General features: G+C 70.4%; 9 protein-coding genes. 2 read left to right on the plus strand and 7 right to left on the minus strand.

Going from position 1 to position 16,256, the window contains the following annotated elements:
* Positions 1-260 precede the first annotated feature (260 nt).
* The 7 genes from BCF44_RS35640 to BCF44_RS35670 all read right to left on the minus strand — a co-directional run bounded on the left by BCF44_RS35640 (position 261) and on the right by BCF44_RS35670 (position 13,625).
* The gene (locus tag BCF44_RS35640; RefSeq protein WP_116178877.1) at positions 261-1,424 is read right to left on the minus strand and encodes a pyridoxal-phosphate dependent enzyme; all 1,164 of its coding nucleotides are present in this window, start codon (positions 1,422-1,424) and stop codon (positions 261-263) included.
* A gap of 18 nt (positions 1,425-1,442) precedes the next feature.
* Complete coding sequence (sbnA, locus tag BCF44_RS35645) at positions 1,443-2,426, minus strand: 2,3-diaminopropionate biosynthesis protein SbnA (protein ID WP_116178878.1); 984 nt, start codon at positions 2,424-2,426, stop codon at positions 1,443-1,445.
* Between the two features lie 36 nt (positions 2,427-2,462).
* Complete coding sequence (gene sbnB / locus BCF44_RS35650; RefSeq protein WP_116178879.1) at positions 2,463-3,518, minus strand: 2,3-diaminopropionate biosynthesis protein SbnB; 1,056 nt, start codon at positions 3,516-3,518, stop codon at positions 2,463-2,465.
* The gene (locus BCF44_RS35655; RefSeq protein WP_116178880.1) at positions 3,515-4,519 is read right to left on the minus strand and encodes a TauD/TfdA family dioxygenase; all 1,005 of its coding nucleotides are present in this window, start codon (positions 4,517-4,519) and stop codon (positions 3,515-3,517) included. The genes sbnB and BCF44_RS35655 overlap by 4 nt, the downstream gene beginning before the upstream one ends.
* A gap of 122 nt (positions 4,520-4,641) precedes the next feature.
* On the minus strand, positions 4,642-7,086 hold the full coding sequence (locus BCF44_RS35660) for a non-ribosomal peptide synthetase (protein WP_116178881.1): 2,445 nt from the start codon (positions 7,084-7,086) through the stop codon (positions 4,642-4,644).
* An 11-nt stretch (positions 7,087-7,097) separates the two neighbouring features.
* A complete protein-coding gene (locus BCF44_RS35665; protein ID WP_116178882.1) occupies positions 7,098-9,647 on the minus strand; it encodes a Pls/PosA family non-ribosomal peptide synthetase in 2,550 nt (849 codons plus the stop codon).
* A gap of 129 nt (positions 9,648-9,776) precedes the next feature.
* Entirely contained in the window at positions 9,777-13,625 is a 3,849-nt protein-coding gene (locus BCF44_RS35670; RefSeq protein WP_281283178.1) for an nSTAND1 domain-containing NTPase, read from the minus strand.
* 257 nt (positions 13,626-13,882) lie between these two features.
* On the opposite strand from BCF44_RS35670, the gene BCF44_RS35675 reads away from it, so the two are divergent.
* Positions 13,883-14,977 (plus strand): PLP-dependent cysteine synthase family protein, encoded by a 1,095-nt coding sequence (locus BCF44_RS35675; RefSeq protein ID WP_246015958.1) that lies wholly within the window; start codon positions 13,883-13,885, stop codon positions 14,975-14,977.
* A complete protein-coding gene (locus BCF44_RS35680) occupies positions 14,971-16,242 on the plus strand; it encodes an MFS transporter (RefSeq protein ID WP_170217923.1) in 1,272 nt (423 codons plus the stop codon). The genes BCF44_RS35675 and BCF44_RS35680 overlap by 7 nt, the downstream gene beginning before the upstream one ends.
* Positions 16,243-16,256 lie beyond the last annotated feature (14 nt).

Consider the following 16,256-nt stretch of genomic DNA (forward strand, 5'->3'; position numbering starts at 1 on the left):
GATCGCCGTCCGGCAGCACGAGGCGTCACAGTCGGTGGATCGGACGGTGCTAGTGCAGACCAAGGAAGCACAAGAGGAGGTCTGACCGGCAGGTGGTCTCCCGGTTACCGTCACGTCATGACCGACTTCACCGGGAGGCCGCCACTGCCGGCGTGGAAGCTCGAATACGGCAGCTGGTCCGGTGCTGGTGTGGCGACCCGGTGGACCGGCGGTCGCCGGTCCCTGGCATTACTCCTCAGGTGCCAGGGACCGTGCCGCCGTCAGCACTCGCCCGCCAGAGCCCGCTCGACCTCGTCGAGCCCTTGGGCGACGGCCACTCGGCCCGCGCCGGGTGGCGCACCGCCCGCCTTCACTTCCCGCCCGGTGACCAGCAGGACCGTGGTTTCCAAGCGGTCGACCAGGCCGCGTTCGACGGCGCATTCCAGCCCGGCGAGCGCCGCCGCCCCGGCGGGTTCGGCACCCACTCCCGCCCGCCCGGCCAACGTCGCCACCGCGCTCAGCAGTGCGCTTTCGGTGACCGCCAGCAGTGAACCGCCGCTTCGGCGCACCGCGTCCAGCACGGCGTCACCGATGGCCGGGCGCACCACCGCGATGCCGTCGGCCGCCGTTCCCGCGGGATTCAGGTCCGCCGGCCCGGCGGGCACACCCGACCAGGCGCGCACCAACGGCTGGCAGCTCTCGGCCTGCACGCCGATCAGGCGCGGTTGCCGCGTGGCGAGACCGCAGCTGACGAGTTCGGCGAAGCCCTTGTCGAGCGCCACCAACGTGGGACCGTCGCCGACCGGGACGATCATCGCGTCCGGGAGCCGGCGGCCGAGCTGTTCCCACACCTCGAACGCCACTGTCTTCTTCGCCTCGATGGTGAACGGGTTGGCGCCGGTGTTGCGGTCGAGCCAACCGAACGCGCGCGCCGCGGCCCGGGAGAGGTCGACCGCGGCCGCGTAGCCCGCGGGCACCCGGAAGACCCACGCGCGGGCCTGCGTCATGAGCGCGAGCTTGTCCGGTTGGCAGTCCGTGGACACGAAGATGACGGCCCGCATCCCGGCCGCCGCGGCGCCGACGGCGGTGGCCACGGCCGCGTTGCCGGTGGAGGCGGTCGTGATCGTGCCCACCCCGCGCCGCAGCCCGTCCTCGATCACGAGTGCGGTGGCACGGTCCTTGTTGGACGCACTGGGATTCCGCGTCTCATCCTTGATCCACAGGTGCGGCGTGCCCGATGCCTTTCTGAGAGCCGGCACGGACAACAGCGGCGTGCCTCCGATCGGCATCGGGTATCGCACCGGACCGTCGGGCACCGGCAGCAGCTTCCGGTATCGCCACATGGTGAACGATGCCGGGCGCGTCCCCGCCATCAGCGCGGAGCCGTAGTCGTACTGCAGCCACTCGCATCCCGCCCGGTCGAGCGACCCGGTCACGCTACCCATGTGGCAGCCCTCCGCACCTCATGCCGACCGGGAACCGGTCAGCTCGTCGGAACCGAGCACGTCGTCGCCGTAGAGATCCTGTAGCCAGTTGGTCTGGTAGACGGTGTCGAGGTAGCGCTCGCCGAGGTCCGGCGCGATGGCCACCGCGGTGAGTCCACACGCGTCGTACCGGGACAGCCATTCCGTGGCGCCGCTGACCACCGTGCCGGTGGAACCGCCGAACAGGAAACCGTTTCTGGCCAGGCGATGGCAGGCGCGAATGGTGTCCGCCTCCTCGACGTGCACGATGTCGTCCACATAGGACTCGTCGAGCAGCGGCGGGCGGACGCTCGTGCCCAGGCCGGGAATCATCCGGCGGGACGGGGGGCCGCCGAAGGTCACCGAGCCGGCGCTGTCCACCGCGACGACCCGCACCCGCCGACGCCATTGCCGGAAGTAGCGCGCGCAGCCCATCAGGGTCCCCGTGGTGCCCGCGCCGACGAACAACACGTCCAGCCCGGGGAACTGGCGGGCGATCGCCGGCGCCGTCCGGCGGTAGTGCGCCCTCCAGTTGCCCGGGTTGGCGTACTGGTTGAGCCACACGTACCGGTCGTCGGAGGCGCACAACGCGCGGACATGGGCGAGCCGCGCGGCGAGGAAACCACCGACTGGATCCGGCTCGGTGATGACGTGAACCTCGCTGCCCAATGCCTCCATCATGCGCCTGGTCGACAGGTTGCACCGGGAGTCGGTCACGCACAGGAACCGGTGGCCCCTGCTCGCGGCGAGCATGCTCAGCGCCACGCCCAGGTTTCCCGACGAGGACTCGAGCAGGACCGAGCCGGGCCGCAGGAGTCCGTCCCGCTCGGCGGCCGCCACCATCTCCGTCGCCGCCTTCAGCTTGATCGAGCCGGCGAAGTTGAAGCCCTCGCACTTCAGATAGAGCGAGCGCCCGACGATCGACCGAAGGTCGACGTAGAGCCCCTCCTCGTTGAAATCCTCGGGAACGGATATGACCGACACTCTTGACCCCCTGTCCGCGGCCCATGGACCGATCGCTCACCCATACCGACGCAGCTCGTGGAAGAAGTCGTCGACGACGTGCAGCTCGCCGGAGCGGACCACCTCGTCGTAGACGTGCTTGCCCACCGCGAGGTCGAGCACGCCGAGACCGAACGGCGAGAACACCAGCGGCCGATCCGCCGGCGTTGCCGCCCGCCCGGCTATCACGTCGCCCAACGTGCCGTGGAGGAAGTCCCGGTTGCCGGTGAGCTGTTCGGCCAGGTGCGGCGAGGTGTCGGCCCTCAGGCAGTGTTCGACGTCGTCGACGATGTTGGTCGAGGCGAGCACGATCTCCGGTGCGAGATCGCGCAGGGACATGTGCAGCACCAACGGGTTGTGCTCGAACCACGACAGGTCTTCGACATGCGGCCGACCGGCGTTGGTGGCGAAGACCACCAGGTCGCTGGCTCGGAGCAATTGCTCGGCGCTGTCGTACGCGGTGATCTGTCCGGCGGCGCCGGACCGTTCGAGGTAGCCGCGGAAGCCGGCGACGCTGTCCGGTGCCAGGTCGTACACGCCGGTCTCGTCGAACGACCAGCCGGTGCCGACCAGATAGGTGTGGATGTAGCGGGCGATCAGGCCCGTCCCGAAGAACCCGACGCGCGTCGGGCGCCCACGGCCGCGGCTGAGCCAGTCGGCGGCCGACGCCGCCAACGCGGCCGTTCTGGTGGCGCTGATGATCGAGCCTTCCATGCAGGCGAACGGGTAACCGGTGTCGTGGTCGTTGAGGATCAGCACTGCCGACGCGCGCGGGAGGCCGGCCGCCACGTTGCCGGGGAAGCTGGAGATCCATTTCAGGCCGTCCACCCCCACCTGGCCGCCGATCGACGCGGGCAGCGCGATGATTCGGGCGGAGGGGCGGTCGGGGAAGCGGAGGAAGTAGGACGGCGGGTTCACCGAATCACCGGCGCTGTGCGACCGGTACGTGTCCTCGACCAGTTCCACGATCTGCTTCTCGCGTCCTCCCAGCGCGCGCTGCACCTGGGCGCCGGAGATCACGGCGAACGACGGCATGGGTCTGGATTCCGGTGCGGTGGAACGACTGGCGGTCATCCGGCGGTCACCTCCACGGTCGGCGAGCAGTCCGCCAGGCGCACCGCGTCGGCCATCGCGACGAGCACTTCCCGTGATCCCTCGAAGGGCTCCCGGCCGTGCGCGGTGCGGAGGTTGTCGACGACCATCAGGTCGCCGGCCTGCCACGGCTCGCGCACGGTGTGGTCCTGGTAGACCTCGTTGAGCAGCTGTACGACGTCGTCACCGATGGGGTCGCCGTCGCCGAAGCTGGTGTTGAACGGCAGCGCCTCGGCGCCGTAGACGTCGACCAGGTACTCCCGTACCTCGGGGGCCAGCGTCCACTCGTTGAGGAATGCGATCTGGTTGAACCAGCAGCGCCGGCCGGTGACCGGATGGCGCACGACGGCGCTGCGGCGCTGCCGGGTGCGCAGTCCACCGTCCGGTTGCCACTCGAACTCGATCGCGTTGGCGCGACAGTAGCCCTCGACGGCCGCGCGGCTGTCGGTGCCGAACGCCTGCGCCAGGGAAGCGCCGATCTCGTCGTTGTAGTTGCGGGTGAGCAGCCAGCCCTCCCACTCGAACCGCTCGACCAGCTCGGTGGGCAGCGCGTCGAGCACGGTCGGCGAGTCGGCCGTCACGGTCGCTCCGCCGGCGGCGGGCGCTCGCAGGCACGCGAACAGCATCAGGCCGGGGAACTCCAGCGTGTAGCTCAGTTCGTGATGCATGCACATCTGCTGGTTCGGCGGCCACTTCGATGCCGAGTACACGCCGTCGGAGTAGACCCGCCGCGGCGCGAAGGACTCCCGATCGGTCATCAGGCCGGTGGCCATGCGCCGAAAGACGGCGCTCGTCTCGGCCTCGTCGCGCAGCGACAGACCACGGACCAGAACCGAGCCGTGCTCGGCGACGACGGCGCGCACCGCATCCCGGTGCTCGGCGATCCAGCCCGTCGCGTCGCCGGCGGCGTCGGTCCGCAGTATCGGTGGTTTGCCGGGTCGCAGGTCCACATCGAGCAGTGCTGCCGGGGACGAGAACGACATCTCGGTTTCCTTTCAATGTTGTTGCCGCGCGTTCCGCGCGGGGCTCGGCCCCTTCGGGGCCGGTGCCTTGCCCTTGCCGGGCAAAGCGCCGGCGGGGCCTCACGAGGCTTGGGCTGTGGCGTTCACGAGGAAGCCAACAGTTCGGCCAGGTCGGCGAGGATCGGGTGCGAGACGAGGTCGGCGGGGGACACCGCGCGGTCCAGGGCGATGGCCAGCCGCACCGCCGACAGCGACGTGCCGCCGCGGTCGAAGAAGTGGTCCCGCCGGCCGATCTGGTCGGTGCGCACGCCGAGCACCTCCGCCCAGGCGGCCGCCAGCCGCTTCTCGGCCGGCGTGCTGGGCCCCTGCCCGTTCTCCGCTGTGCCGTCCCGGCCGGCGAGTGCCGTGAGCGCCGTCCTGTCGATCTTGCCGTTCGGGGTCAGCGGCAGGCTTTCCAGCCAGTGGAAGGCCGTCGGGACCATGTAGCCGGGCAGCGATTCCGCCAGCCGGCCCCGCAACTCGTCGGCCGCCAGCGGCTGCCGGCCGGAGTGGAAGGCCACCAGGCAACTGCTCCGGTCCGCCCGCTCGGCGACCACCACCGCCGCGTCGCGGACACCGGGCACCCGCGCCAGGGCGTTCTCGACCTCGCCGATCTCGATCCGGAAACCGGAGATCTTGACCTGGTTGTCCCGGCGGCCGAGGAATTCCAGCTTGCCGTCAGGCTGCCAGCGGCCGTAGTCGCCGCTCCGGCAGACGCGCCGGCCCTCGCGGTGCGGATCGGCCATGAAGACCGCGCGGCTGCGCTCGGGGTCGTTGACGTATCCGCGGCCGACGCACACCCCGGAGAAGACGATCACGCCGGGGGCGCCCAGCGGCACCGGCGACAGGTTCTCGTCGACGACGTAGACGTGCACGTTGGCGATGGGACGGCCGAGCGGGACCCGGTCCCGGTCCGGCGCCCGGTCCATGACCTCGTGGACGGCGTCGTCCGAGGTCTCGGTCAGCCCGTACGTGTTGACCAGCTTGATCCCGGGCTGGGCGGCGAACCAGCGGTGCACGAGTTCCCGCTTGAGGAAATCACCGGTGGGCGAGACGGTGTGCAGGTCCGGCAGTTCACGGGGGCGCCGCTCCAAACAGGACAGGAAGACGTCCAGATAGGACGGCACGACCTGGAGCACGGACGCCCTGCCGTCGACGATGGTGTCGACGAACCGCTCGACGTCCAGGACGGTCTCCTGCTCGACCAGCAGGGTCCGTCCGCCCACCAGCAGCGCGGCAACCAGCTGCCACACCGAGATGTCGAAGCACTGGGGTCCGGTCTGGGGGACCACCTCCCCCTCGCCGATCTCCAGATCGGCGATCTTGGCGCGGATGTGGTTGAGCATGCCCGCGTGCTCGCACATCGCGCCCTTGGGTGTTCCGGTGGAGCCCGAGGTGAACAGGATGTAGGCGAGTTGGTCCGGCGCGACCTCGACGCCGAGATCGCCGTCGGCGTGGTTCTCCTCGTACGCCGTGTCGACACGGACCTTCCGAACGCCGGGGAGGGTGGCGAGGGCGGCGTCGAGCGTGGCGGTGCTGCCGCGTTCGGTCAGCACCAGGCCGCACTCGGCAAGGGAGAGTGCGGTCGCGATGCGACCGGCCGGGAAGTGCGGCTCGATGGGCAGGTACACGCCGCCGGCCTTGAAGATCCCGAGGACGGAGGCCATCCAGTCCAGGTTGCGCTCGGTCACCACCGCGACGACGCCCTCGCGGCGTAGGCCTCGCGCCAGCAGTGCCCGTCCCAGCTGGTTGGCGCGGGCGTTGAGCTCCCGGTAGGTCCACTGCCGCTCGCCGTGCACGGCCGCGATCGCATCCGGGTGCATCCGCACCCGCTCCTCGAACAGCTCGTGCACCCGGCGGTCCGGCAGCTCTCGGCGAGGTCCGGCGAGCCCGTCGAGCTGGAAGCGGAGTTCTTCGTCGGAGAGCAGGCTCTGCCGGCGGTGCTCGGCGTCCGGATCGGCGGCGATCAGCGCGAGCGCGCTGCGGTGGTAGCCGGCGATCCTGGCGGCGCTGTCGGCGTCGAGCACGTCGGTCCGGTACCGCAGCCGTAGCCCGCCCTCCGGTGGAAGTTCCACCCACAGCACGGTTTCCTCGGCGAGGTCCCCGCCGATGCCGGTCGGATCGAACACCACCTCGAACGGCGGTCTGGTCGTGCTCGACTCGCCGCCGAGCTCGTCGAGCGGAAAGTCCTTGTGCGACAGGAGCTCCGACTCGGCGCGATGGGTGTCACGCACCATTTCCCGCCACGAGCCGGGTTCGGTCGTCAGCCGGCAGGGCAGGGGCCGGCCGCCCGTCGCGGGGACGTAGCCGGTGGCGACATCGGGCTCGCCGGACAGCGCGGCAAGCACCTTGGCGTGCGCCGCCAACAGCACCGATTCCCACGACACTGCCCACTCGTTCGCCCGCCGGCGCAACGCCGTCGTGACATCGTCGGGAATCGCCGAGTGATGCTCGGCAATGCCCGGCGTCGGGTCGAGGGTCCACCGCGGGATCGCGGTGAGTCCGCCGGCGTTGAGCACGCCGCGCCAGAACTCCGCTGACACGTCCATCGAGCTCCTCCTCATCCCTGGTCGCCGATCGCAGCAACGCCGACGCTGTCGTCGCGGCGGACCTGCGTGTGGGGTGCGGTGTCGGGCATCTCGCGGGCCGGGTTTCCGCCCCACCGGGCGTGCGGCGGAACCTCCTCGCCCTTCATGAGGAAGGAATCGGGGGCGAGCACCGCGCCGTCGCCCATCGTCACGCCGTAGTGGACCAGCGCGCCGACCCCGATGGTGCAGCCGGAACCGATGCTGGTGCGGTCGGACTTGAAGACGTAGTCCTCCTGCGAGTGGCACTGGACGAACGAACCGGCGTTGAGGGTGACGTCGTCGCCGATCGTCACCATGTTCTTCTCGGACATGCCGCAGCCGTCGTCGAAGAGCCTCCGGCCGAGCCGGACGCCCACCATCCGCCAGAACCACGACTGGAGCGGCGTGCCGATGAAGGCCGCCTGAAGCCCCGGTCCCGTCTGCATCTTGAAGAAGCGCTCGGACCGCCAGAAGTCGATGTCGTAGATCGAGCAGTACTTCGGCCGCATTCCCCGGAATCCCGTGGACGCGCGTTCCACCAGCGCGACGTGCGTCAGAGTGAACAGCAGGATGAGCACTTCGGACAGCGCGAGCGCCGACGCGCCGAACGAGGGGCGCAGGCTCGCGGCGAGGAAGCCGAACACCGTGAGCCCGAAGGTGTAGCTCCACCGCGCCAGCAGCCAGTACCCCATGGTGCGGAGGTTGTGCCGGTTCTTGGCCGCGAGCCGGTGGCGGACCTCGTCGCCGTTGGCGAGGTGGTTGAGCTTCGCGTCGCGGTCGACCGTCCGCGGGATCTCGAAGCTGGGCGACCCCAGGAGCCCGACGCCCTCCCGGATCTCCCCGTCGATCGGGACGAGGACCTTCGTCGCGAGCAGGCAGTTGTCGCCCGTCCTGCCCCGCGCGGGATAGACGATGTCGTTGCCGAGGAAGTTGTTCGGGCCGATCGACGTCCGGGACACGCGGAAGGACGTGCTGGAGTAGTCCGCGTTGGCGATCGACAGCCCGCTGGCGATGACCGTGCCGCTGCCGACGGAGCTCAGGTAGGGGTTCTCGTGCTTGACCTGCGAGCCGAAGTTGGACCCGGTCTGCACTACGGGGGAGAGCCGATAGCCGAGGCAGCGCAGGTAGTGGACGATGTAGGAGCTGTCGCCGAAGAGCTCGACGAAGAACCTCCTGTTGGTCAGGCCCATGATCGCGTGGTGGGCCGCGTAGCGGATGCCGTACAGGCGATAGACCTTGCCCGGTTCGATGACGAGGTTGAGCAGGCGAGGGACGGTGACCACCAGGAGGAGGCCGAGCAGCGCGGCGCCGAAGAACAGCACGAGCGATGTCACCAGCGCGACACCGACTACCGTCCAAGCCGCGGAGGCCGAACCCGAGTCGGACAGTGCCCCGAGCCCCGGAACCGCGTTGAACAGCCAGTCCGTGGCGCCCAGTATCAGCGGCACGTACAGCAGCAGCGTGCTCGCCAGCTGCCCGACGCCGTAGACGGCCCTTCTCCCGACGCCGCAGTCGGCCGGCGCGACCGCCTGGTAGTCCGCTTCGGTCGGCTGCGCGGGGGAACCGTGCCAGCGCTCGGCATGAGGTATGCCCTGTCCCGTGTGGAGCGCGGAGACATGGCCGAGCTGGGCCCCGTCGCCGATCGAGGTCTCGATGTCGAGCACCGCCTTCTCGCCGACGAACGCGTCCTGCCCGACGGTGACCGCGCCCGTCTGGATCCAGCCGGCGCGGGCGCGGTAGCCGGTGAGGTAGGTGTCCTTCCGGATGACCGCGCCGTCGCCGATGGTGAGCAGGTCGGTGCACACGGGCGCGTGCCGCGAGAGGATCACGACACCACGGCCGATCCGCGCGCCCAGCGCCCTCAGGTAGAGCACGTAGAGCGGCGAACCGGCGAACAGGACCGCCGGGTTCAGCGTGACCAGCGTCTTGACCAGCCAGAACCGGACGTAGGCCAGACTCCAGACGCGGATCCGCCGGCGTTTCCACCGACCGATGAGCGTCCATTTCGCCGCGATCGGCAGGGCGCACGCGGCGAGGAAGGCCACACTCCCGACCAGCACCGTGCGCAGGTAGTCGTCGAGCAGGTTCCCGCTGGCGGCGATCCACTCGATGGCTTGGTCGAGGCCGAGCGCGACGAGGTAGGCGTACCCGAGCAGGAGCAGGACCTGGAGCGTTCCGCAGAGAACGTACTGCCGCGTGCTCCCCGGCGGCTCCACCTCGACGGGCGCCCTGGCCGGCTCGACGGGCGTGTCGCCCGGGGGTGCGAGCGCCGCTGCCAGGCTGGCGATCGTGGGGTGTTGGTAGACGTCCTTCATGGACACCGACGGCAGGTCCGCCCGTTTCCTGAGCCTGGCGCAGAAATGGGCCATCACCAACGAGTCGGCGCCGAGATCGTCGAAGAAGTGGCTGTCGACCGGCACGTGCTCGACGCGCACGACGTCGGCCAGCACCTCGGCGAGGATCCCCGCGGCGTCGGCGCCGCACCGGATGGTCGACGGTTCGGCCGGATCGGCCGTCACGGTCTCGACAGACTTGCCCGTCACATGAGCTCCCTGAACGAGGAGTCGGCAGATGTGCACGATGTTCGGAAAGGAACACGACAAGCGTGCGTCGGGCCGTGTGACGGAACATCCGCGAAGTTACCTACACCGGTACGGGTCCCGGCGTGTCACCTAGGCGCAGGGCGGGTCGTAGGGAGCGTCGCCGAAGTAGCGATCCCACACGTCGTTCGAGACGGGGTCGCGCGTGATGTCGCAGATGTGTTCCGCCACCAGGTCGGCGTCGGTCTCCCACAACCGGGTCGTGTGGTCGTGGGCGACGGTGGCGATGGTGTGGCCGTCCGGGCTGAACGCCACGGCGAAGACCGCGGTGAGGTGTTCGGCCGACAGGACGGCCGTCGCGCTCGGATGCTCCGGGTCGGTGACGTCCCACAGCCGTACGGTCCCGTCGACGCCGGTGGAGGCGAGGGTGTCGCCGTCCGGACTGAAGGCGGTGCCGAAGACCATGCCGCTGTGTCCGGTCAGGGACGGCAGCGGCCGCGGCCCCCGCGGGTCGGTGACGTCCCAGAGCCGGATCACGCCGTCCCACGTCGCCGTGGCGACCAGGTCCCCGTCCGGGGAGAACACGATCGATCGCACCGGTTGGTCCAGGCCGCCGACCGTGCCGACGAGCGTCGGCTTGCGCGGGTTGCTGACGTCCCACAGCCGTGCGGTCTTGTCCCAGCTCGCGGTGGCCAGCAGCTTGCCGTTGGGGCTGAACGCCACCACACGAACGGTTTCGGTGTGGCCGGTCACCGTGCTCAGCAGCGCGGGCGCGCGGGCGTTCCTGATGTCCCAGAACCGGACGGTGTGGTCGTCGCTCGCGGTGGCGAGCAGTTGGCCGTTCGGGCTGAACGCCACCCAGCGGATCTTGCCGTTCTGTCCGGACACGGTCGCCAACAGGCTCGGGCGGCGCGGATCGGACACGTCCCACAGGCGGGCGGTCCTGTCCCAGCTCGCGGTGGCCAGCAGCCGGCCGTTGGGGCTGTAGGCCAACGAGCGAACCGTGTGGGAGTGGCCGGTCGGCGTCGCGGACAACAGGGCCGGCCGACGAGGATTCGAGACGTCCCGCAGGCGTAGCGTGCGATCGTCGCCCGTGGTGGCCAGCACCCGGCCGTCCGGGCTGAACGCGACGGCGTAGACGGCGTCCGCGTGGTCGGCCAGGGCGGGACCGGTGACCTCCCACAGCCGGGCCGTGTTGTCGGCACTGGCCGAGGCCAGGGCGGTCCCGTCGCGGCTGAACACCAGGGACGTGATCGCGTCGGTGTGGCCGTTCAGCACCGCGACCGGACCCGGCCGGCGTGGATCGCTCACATCCCACAGCCGGATCGTGCGATCCTCGCCCGCCGTGGCGAGCATGTGGCCGTCCGAGCTCAACGCGACCGCCCCGGCCGTGCCATCCGGTCCCGGCAGCGTGGCGGCCAGGTCGGCGTGCCGTGGATCGCTCACATCCCAGAGCCGGACGGTGCGGTCCTGACCGGCGGCGACCAGCAGCCGGCCGTCCGAACTGAACTCGGCCCCGAGTTGGCCGTTCCCGGCGAGGGAGCCGACCAGCCGAGGATCGGACCGGTCGGCCACGTCCCACAGCCGCACCGACCGGTCGTAGCCCACGGTGGCCATCGTGTCGCCGCGCGGGCTGAAGGCGACCGCGCGGGCGCCGGAATGCCCGCTCGTCCGACCGGCGGGCCTGGGCTGCTGCGGATCGCTGAGATCCCACAGCTGAACCTCGCGGTCGCGGTCCACGGTGGCCAGCACGGCCCCGTTGGGCGCGAAGGCTGTCGACCCCACGGCGTCGGCGTGGTTGGGAATGGTGCCGAGGTCGCGCGGTTCGTGCCGGTCGGCCACGTCCCACAACCGAACCGTCCCGTCCGTGCTGCCCGTGGCCAGCAGATTCCCGACCGGGCTGAACGCCGCCGAGCCGACGATGTCGTCCGACGCGCGGGTCACGTCTCGGCTCGAGGCCAGCGGGCTCGGCTGCCACCAGTCACTGAGATCCCACAGGCTGAAGCCACTTCGCGTGGTCGTGGCGAGCGTTCGGCCGTCCGGGCTGAGGGCGAGCGCGTCCGTGAGATCCGCTCCGCTCGTCAGGACCGTGGCCCGCGGTGCGGCCCAGGAACCCAGCAGACTGCTCCGGGTTTCCACCGTGGGCATGAGGCGGTAGGCGGCGAGGCTGAGCTGACCCGCCAGCTCGGGGTTGGCGGCCCGCAGTCCGGTCGCCTCGCTGGCCACCTTCCCGGAGATGGCCAGGTTCCGTTGCTCGATGGTGTCTTCCCGGGCCTGTACCGCGTACATGGTCGCCGCGGCCGCGAGAAGGATCAGGACGGTGAGACCGGCGACGAGTCGGCGAAGGCGACGGGTGTGGTGGCGTGCGGCCTGATGTTCGTCCTGCTCGAGCTGGATCGAGGCGTCGAGGAACTGGCGGGCCAGTGGGGTCACACCGCCGCCGGGGCCCGCCTCCTGCACCGATTCGCGCACGGCGGCCAGGCGCGGGCCTCGGTAGAGGGTGGCCGGGTGTCGGCCCTCGCGCTCCCAGGCCTCGGCGGCGTCGATGAGCCGTTGCCGGCTGAGCAGCCAGGCGCGGTCGTTGTCGATCCAGCCGCGCAGCCTCGGCCAGGCCCGCAACAGGGCTTCATGGGTGATCTCCACGAAGTCGCGGTCCAGGGTGAGCAGCCGGGCCGCGACGAGCGCCTCCATGGCGACGGCGGACGCGGCCTGATTCGACGACTGGCCCACCAACCGGTCACGTTCGATGCGACGGCCGCTGTGCTCGCTGTCCTCGCCGATGCGCACCAGACGCAGCAGCAGGTGGCGGGCTTCCCTCTGTGCGGTCGCGTCCAGGCTGGTGTAGACGCGTTCGGCCGTGGTGGCGACCGCACCGTGGATGCCGCCCGTGAGCTGGTAGCCGGCCACAGTCAGGCGGTTGCCCTCCCGCTGCTGCCAGGTCGCCAGCAGCGCATGGGAAAGCAACGGCAGGACGCGCGATTCATAGGTCGCGTGTTCGTGGTCGGCGCCGTGCTCGATGCCGAGGTCGCGCAGCAGTATCTCGACCAGTCCGGGTTCGAGGTCGAGCTTGGCGGCCCGGGCCGGACCGGTGACCGCCTCGATGAGCTCGGCCCGGTTCATCGCGGTGACGGCGAACTGGTTGTCCTGGACCGCGCCGAGCAGCTCGGCATGGCTCAGGCAATGGCTGTAGAAGTCGGCCCGCACGCCGACCACCACCAGCGCGGCCGCCCGCTGACCGCCGTCGCCGGGACGGGACGCGTCGCACAGCGCCCCGATGAACGCCCCGTGCTCGCTGTCGTTCTCGCACAGCGTGAAGACCTCCTCGAACTGATCGACGATCAGCACGAGGCGGCCCTCGCCGGGCCCGAGCGTCATCCGCAGCGTCGAACCCCACCGCCCCGCCCGGATCTCGTCGCGCAGTTTGCCGGCGGGTATCCCCAGCAGCGGGGCCGCGTGCTCGGCCAGCGCGGCCGTCGGGTGCGCGGTCGGCGTCATCACCAGCACCGGCCAGCCGGCCGACCCTGTCGCCGGCAGGGCGCCGGCGGCCAGGGCGGGAATCAGTCCGGCGGACAGCAGCGAGGACTTGCCCACGCCGGACGCGCCGAACACGATCAGCGGCTGATCGCGGTCGACGCACTCCGCGACTCGGCCGACCAACGCCGCCGTGCTGCGCGCCCGACCGAAGAACCAGCGGGCGTCCTCGGGACCGAACGCCGCCAGCCCCGGGTACGGGCACGCGGGGGCGTCGTCGGCCGGGGCCACCAGGCCGGCCAGTGCCCCGTCGGCCTGGAGCACCTCGTCCACCCGGCGGGCCAGGTCCGGCGTCGCCGGTTTGTGGCCGTTCTCCACATTGCTCAGATAGCCCCGGCTGTAGTGGGTGAGCCCGGACAGCTGGGACAGTGACAGTCCTTGCTCGTGACGCATGCGCCGCAACGCGGCCGCGAAGCCCTGTGCCTTTCTCGAGCCGTTTTCCCTGTTCACAGGCTGTATCCCCCACGGTAGTCGGGCAGGGATACGGGAAACTTCTCCTCACGGTCGCCGCGTTCGTGGAAACTCGGTGCTGGTGCGAGACAAGCTCACATGTGTCCAGTTTGTGGTCTCACCCCGGCGGCAGGTGCCAGGGGGATCTACCGCCGGGGAAGTTTACGTGCGCGTACGCCGAGGGGTTGTGCCATGCTCATGACAGTGTCCATTGCTGGACAGCTGGGCTTGTGCTTGTCCGGCACGGGTTTCGGACGGTGAACGGGTCACCGGGGCGTCCGGGCAGGTGTGCGGATCTCGCTTCGACCGTGGGAAACACGCCGGTGCTGTGGATAGATTCCCCGTTCGCGCCGGGGAATCGAGGATTCTGGGCGAAGCTGGAGGGGGCGAACCCCGGTGGGATGAAGGACCGACCGGCCCTGCACATGGTCACACGTGCGCGGGAGCGTGGTGAACTCGCCCCGGGCTCGATGATCGTCGAGTCGAGCAGCGGATCCTTCGGTCTGGGCCTGGGATTGGCGGGAATCGCCTTCGGCCACCCGGTGACGGTTGTGACGGATCCCGGCATGGAGCCGATCGTGCGGCGCACACTCCGCGCGCAGGGGGTACGGGTGGAGGTGGTGCGCCAGCCCTGCCCGGTCGGAGGCTGGCAGCAGGCTCGGTGCGACCGGGTGCGGGAACTGCTGGCGACGTGGCCGGGCGCGTACCACCCCGACCAGTACGGCAATCCCGACCATGCCGCGGGTTACGCGACCCTCGCGTTGGAGTTGGTGGCACAGCTCGGCTGGATCGACGTGCTGGTGTGTTCGGTCGGCACGGGTGGTCACTCGGCCGGCGTCACCCGGGTGCTTCGGACGTACTTCCCGCAGCTGCGGCTGGTCGGCGTGGACACGGTGGGATCCACGATTTTCGGTCAGCCCGCCTGGGGGCGCCTCATGCGCGGTCTCGGGTCGAGTGTCTATCCGCGCAACGTCGACTACGCCAGCTTCGACGAGGTCCATTGGGTGGCGCCGGCCGAGGCGGTGTGGTCGTGCCGGCAGCTGGCCAGGACTCGGTACGCCAGCGGCGGCTGGAGTGTGGGCGCGGTGGCCCTCGTCGCGGGGTGGATCGCCCGGACGCAGCCGTCGGACCTGTGCGTGGTGGCGATCTTTCCGGACGGTCCGCTGCGCTATTTCGACACCGTCTACAACGACGGCTACTGCCGGCGCCACAAGCTGCTCGACGCGCCACCGGCCGCCCAGCCGGACGAGATTCCCGATCCGTCGGCCCGCGAAGTCACCTCCTGGACGCGCTGCCGACGTGTGGTGGATCCGCTCACCCGGCCGAAGCGCGGCGGGGCGAGACGGTGCTGAGCGCGATCCGATCCGTCCGGTCGCTGTCCCGAACCGCGCAGTTGTTGCTGCTGAACCAGTTCGGCGTCAACCTCGGCTTCTATCTGCTGATTCCCTATCTGGCCACGCATCTGCGGGAGACCCTGCACCTGTCGACGGCCGTCATCGGGGCGGTCATCGGCGCGCGCACTCTCAGCCAGCAGGGGCTCACCCTGTTCGGCGGGTCGGCGGCGGATCGCCTCGGATGCCGGCCGGTGATCATCGCCGGATGTGCGCTCCGCACGGTCGGATTCGCGGCGTTCGCGTTCCTGGACAGCCTGCCCGGGCTGTTCGCCGCGACCCTCCTGACCGGTGTCGCGGGCGCGATGTTCAGCCCGGCCGCGCGGGCGTACCTGGCGCACGAGTCCGGCGACCAGCGACTCCGGGCGTTCGCGTTGCTCAACGTGGCCGGCGAGGCCGGAACGCTGCTCGGCCCGCTGCTCGGCGGCGTGCTGCTCGGCGTGGCATTTCCCGTCGTGGCGATCACGGCGGCAGCTGTCTTCGCCCTGCTGACCATGGCCCAGCTCGTCGCGCTGCCTGCTCGTCCACCGCGACCGGCAGTGCAGTCGGTGCTGATGGACTGGCGAGAACTGTGCGTCGATCGGCGTTTCCTGCTCTTCGTCTGCGCCACTTCCGGAATGTTCGTGCTGTACAACCAGCTCTACCTGGCCCTACCGCTGGAGGCCAGTCGTCTGTCCGGGGTGGCCAGCACGGTCGCGTTGCTGTTCGTCGCCTCCACCCTCGTCACCCTCGGCCTCCAGGTCCGTGTCACCAACTGGTGCCGGCGCCACTGGGAGCCGACAACGGCCATCGGCGTCGGACTTGCGTTGTGCGGCTTGGCCTTCGTGCCGCTGGCTGTGACCGGCTCCGTGCAGTCGACCGCGGCCGGGCCGCACGACGGCGGGATGGCGGCTGCGTTGCTGTCCTTGCCGGCCATCTTCCCGGTGGTGGTGGCGACGATCGTGCTGACACTCGGCGTCGTCGTGGCGCAGCCGTTCGTCCTGGATCTCGTTCCGGCATTCGGACGTAGCGGGCTGACCGGCACGTATCTCGGCGGCTACGCCATGGCCGCCGGGATCGTCGCCACGATCGGCAACATCGCCGTCGGTTGCGTCGCCGATCTGGGGATCCGTCTGGACATGCCGTGGCTGCCTTGGCTATTGCTCATCGGTCACGGGCTCGCCGGCACGGTCCTGATCGGCGTGGCGCGCGCCCACGCGACGTTTCCTGCTCGAGACGGCTCGTGACAAGGAAGGACGCT

Source organism: Kutzneria buriramensis (genome assembly GCF_003387475.1).
Lineage (GTDB): Bacteria > Actinomycetota > Actinomycetes > Mycobacteriales > Pseudonocardiaceae > Kutzneria > Kutzneria buriramensis.

Bases quoted from the DNA above. Each gene is read 5' to 3' on its own strand.
- BCF44_RS35655 (WP_116178880.1), bottom strand. From the start codon at position 4,519: ATGTCGTTCTCGTCCCCGGCAGCACTGCTCGATGTGGACCTGCGACCC.
- sbnB (WP_116178879.1), bottom strand. From the start codon at position 3,518: ATGACCGCCAGTCGTTCCACCGCACCGGAATCCAGACCCATGCCGTCG.
- BCF44_RS35660 (WP_116178881.1), bottom strand. From the start codon at position 7,086: ATGGACGTGTCAGCGGAGTTCTGGCGCGGCGTGCTCAACGCCGGCGGA.
- BCF44_RS35640 (WP_116178877.1), bottom strand. From the start codon at position 1,424: ATGGGTAGCGTGACCGGGTCGCTCGACCGGGCGGGATGCGAGTGGCTG.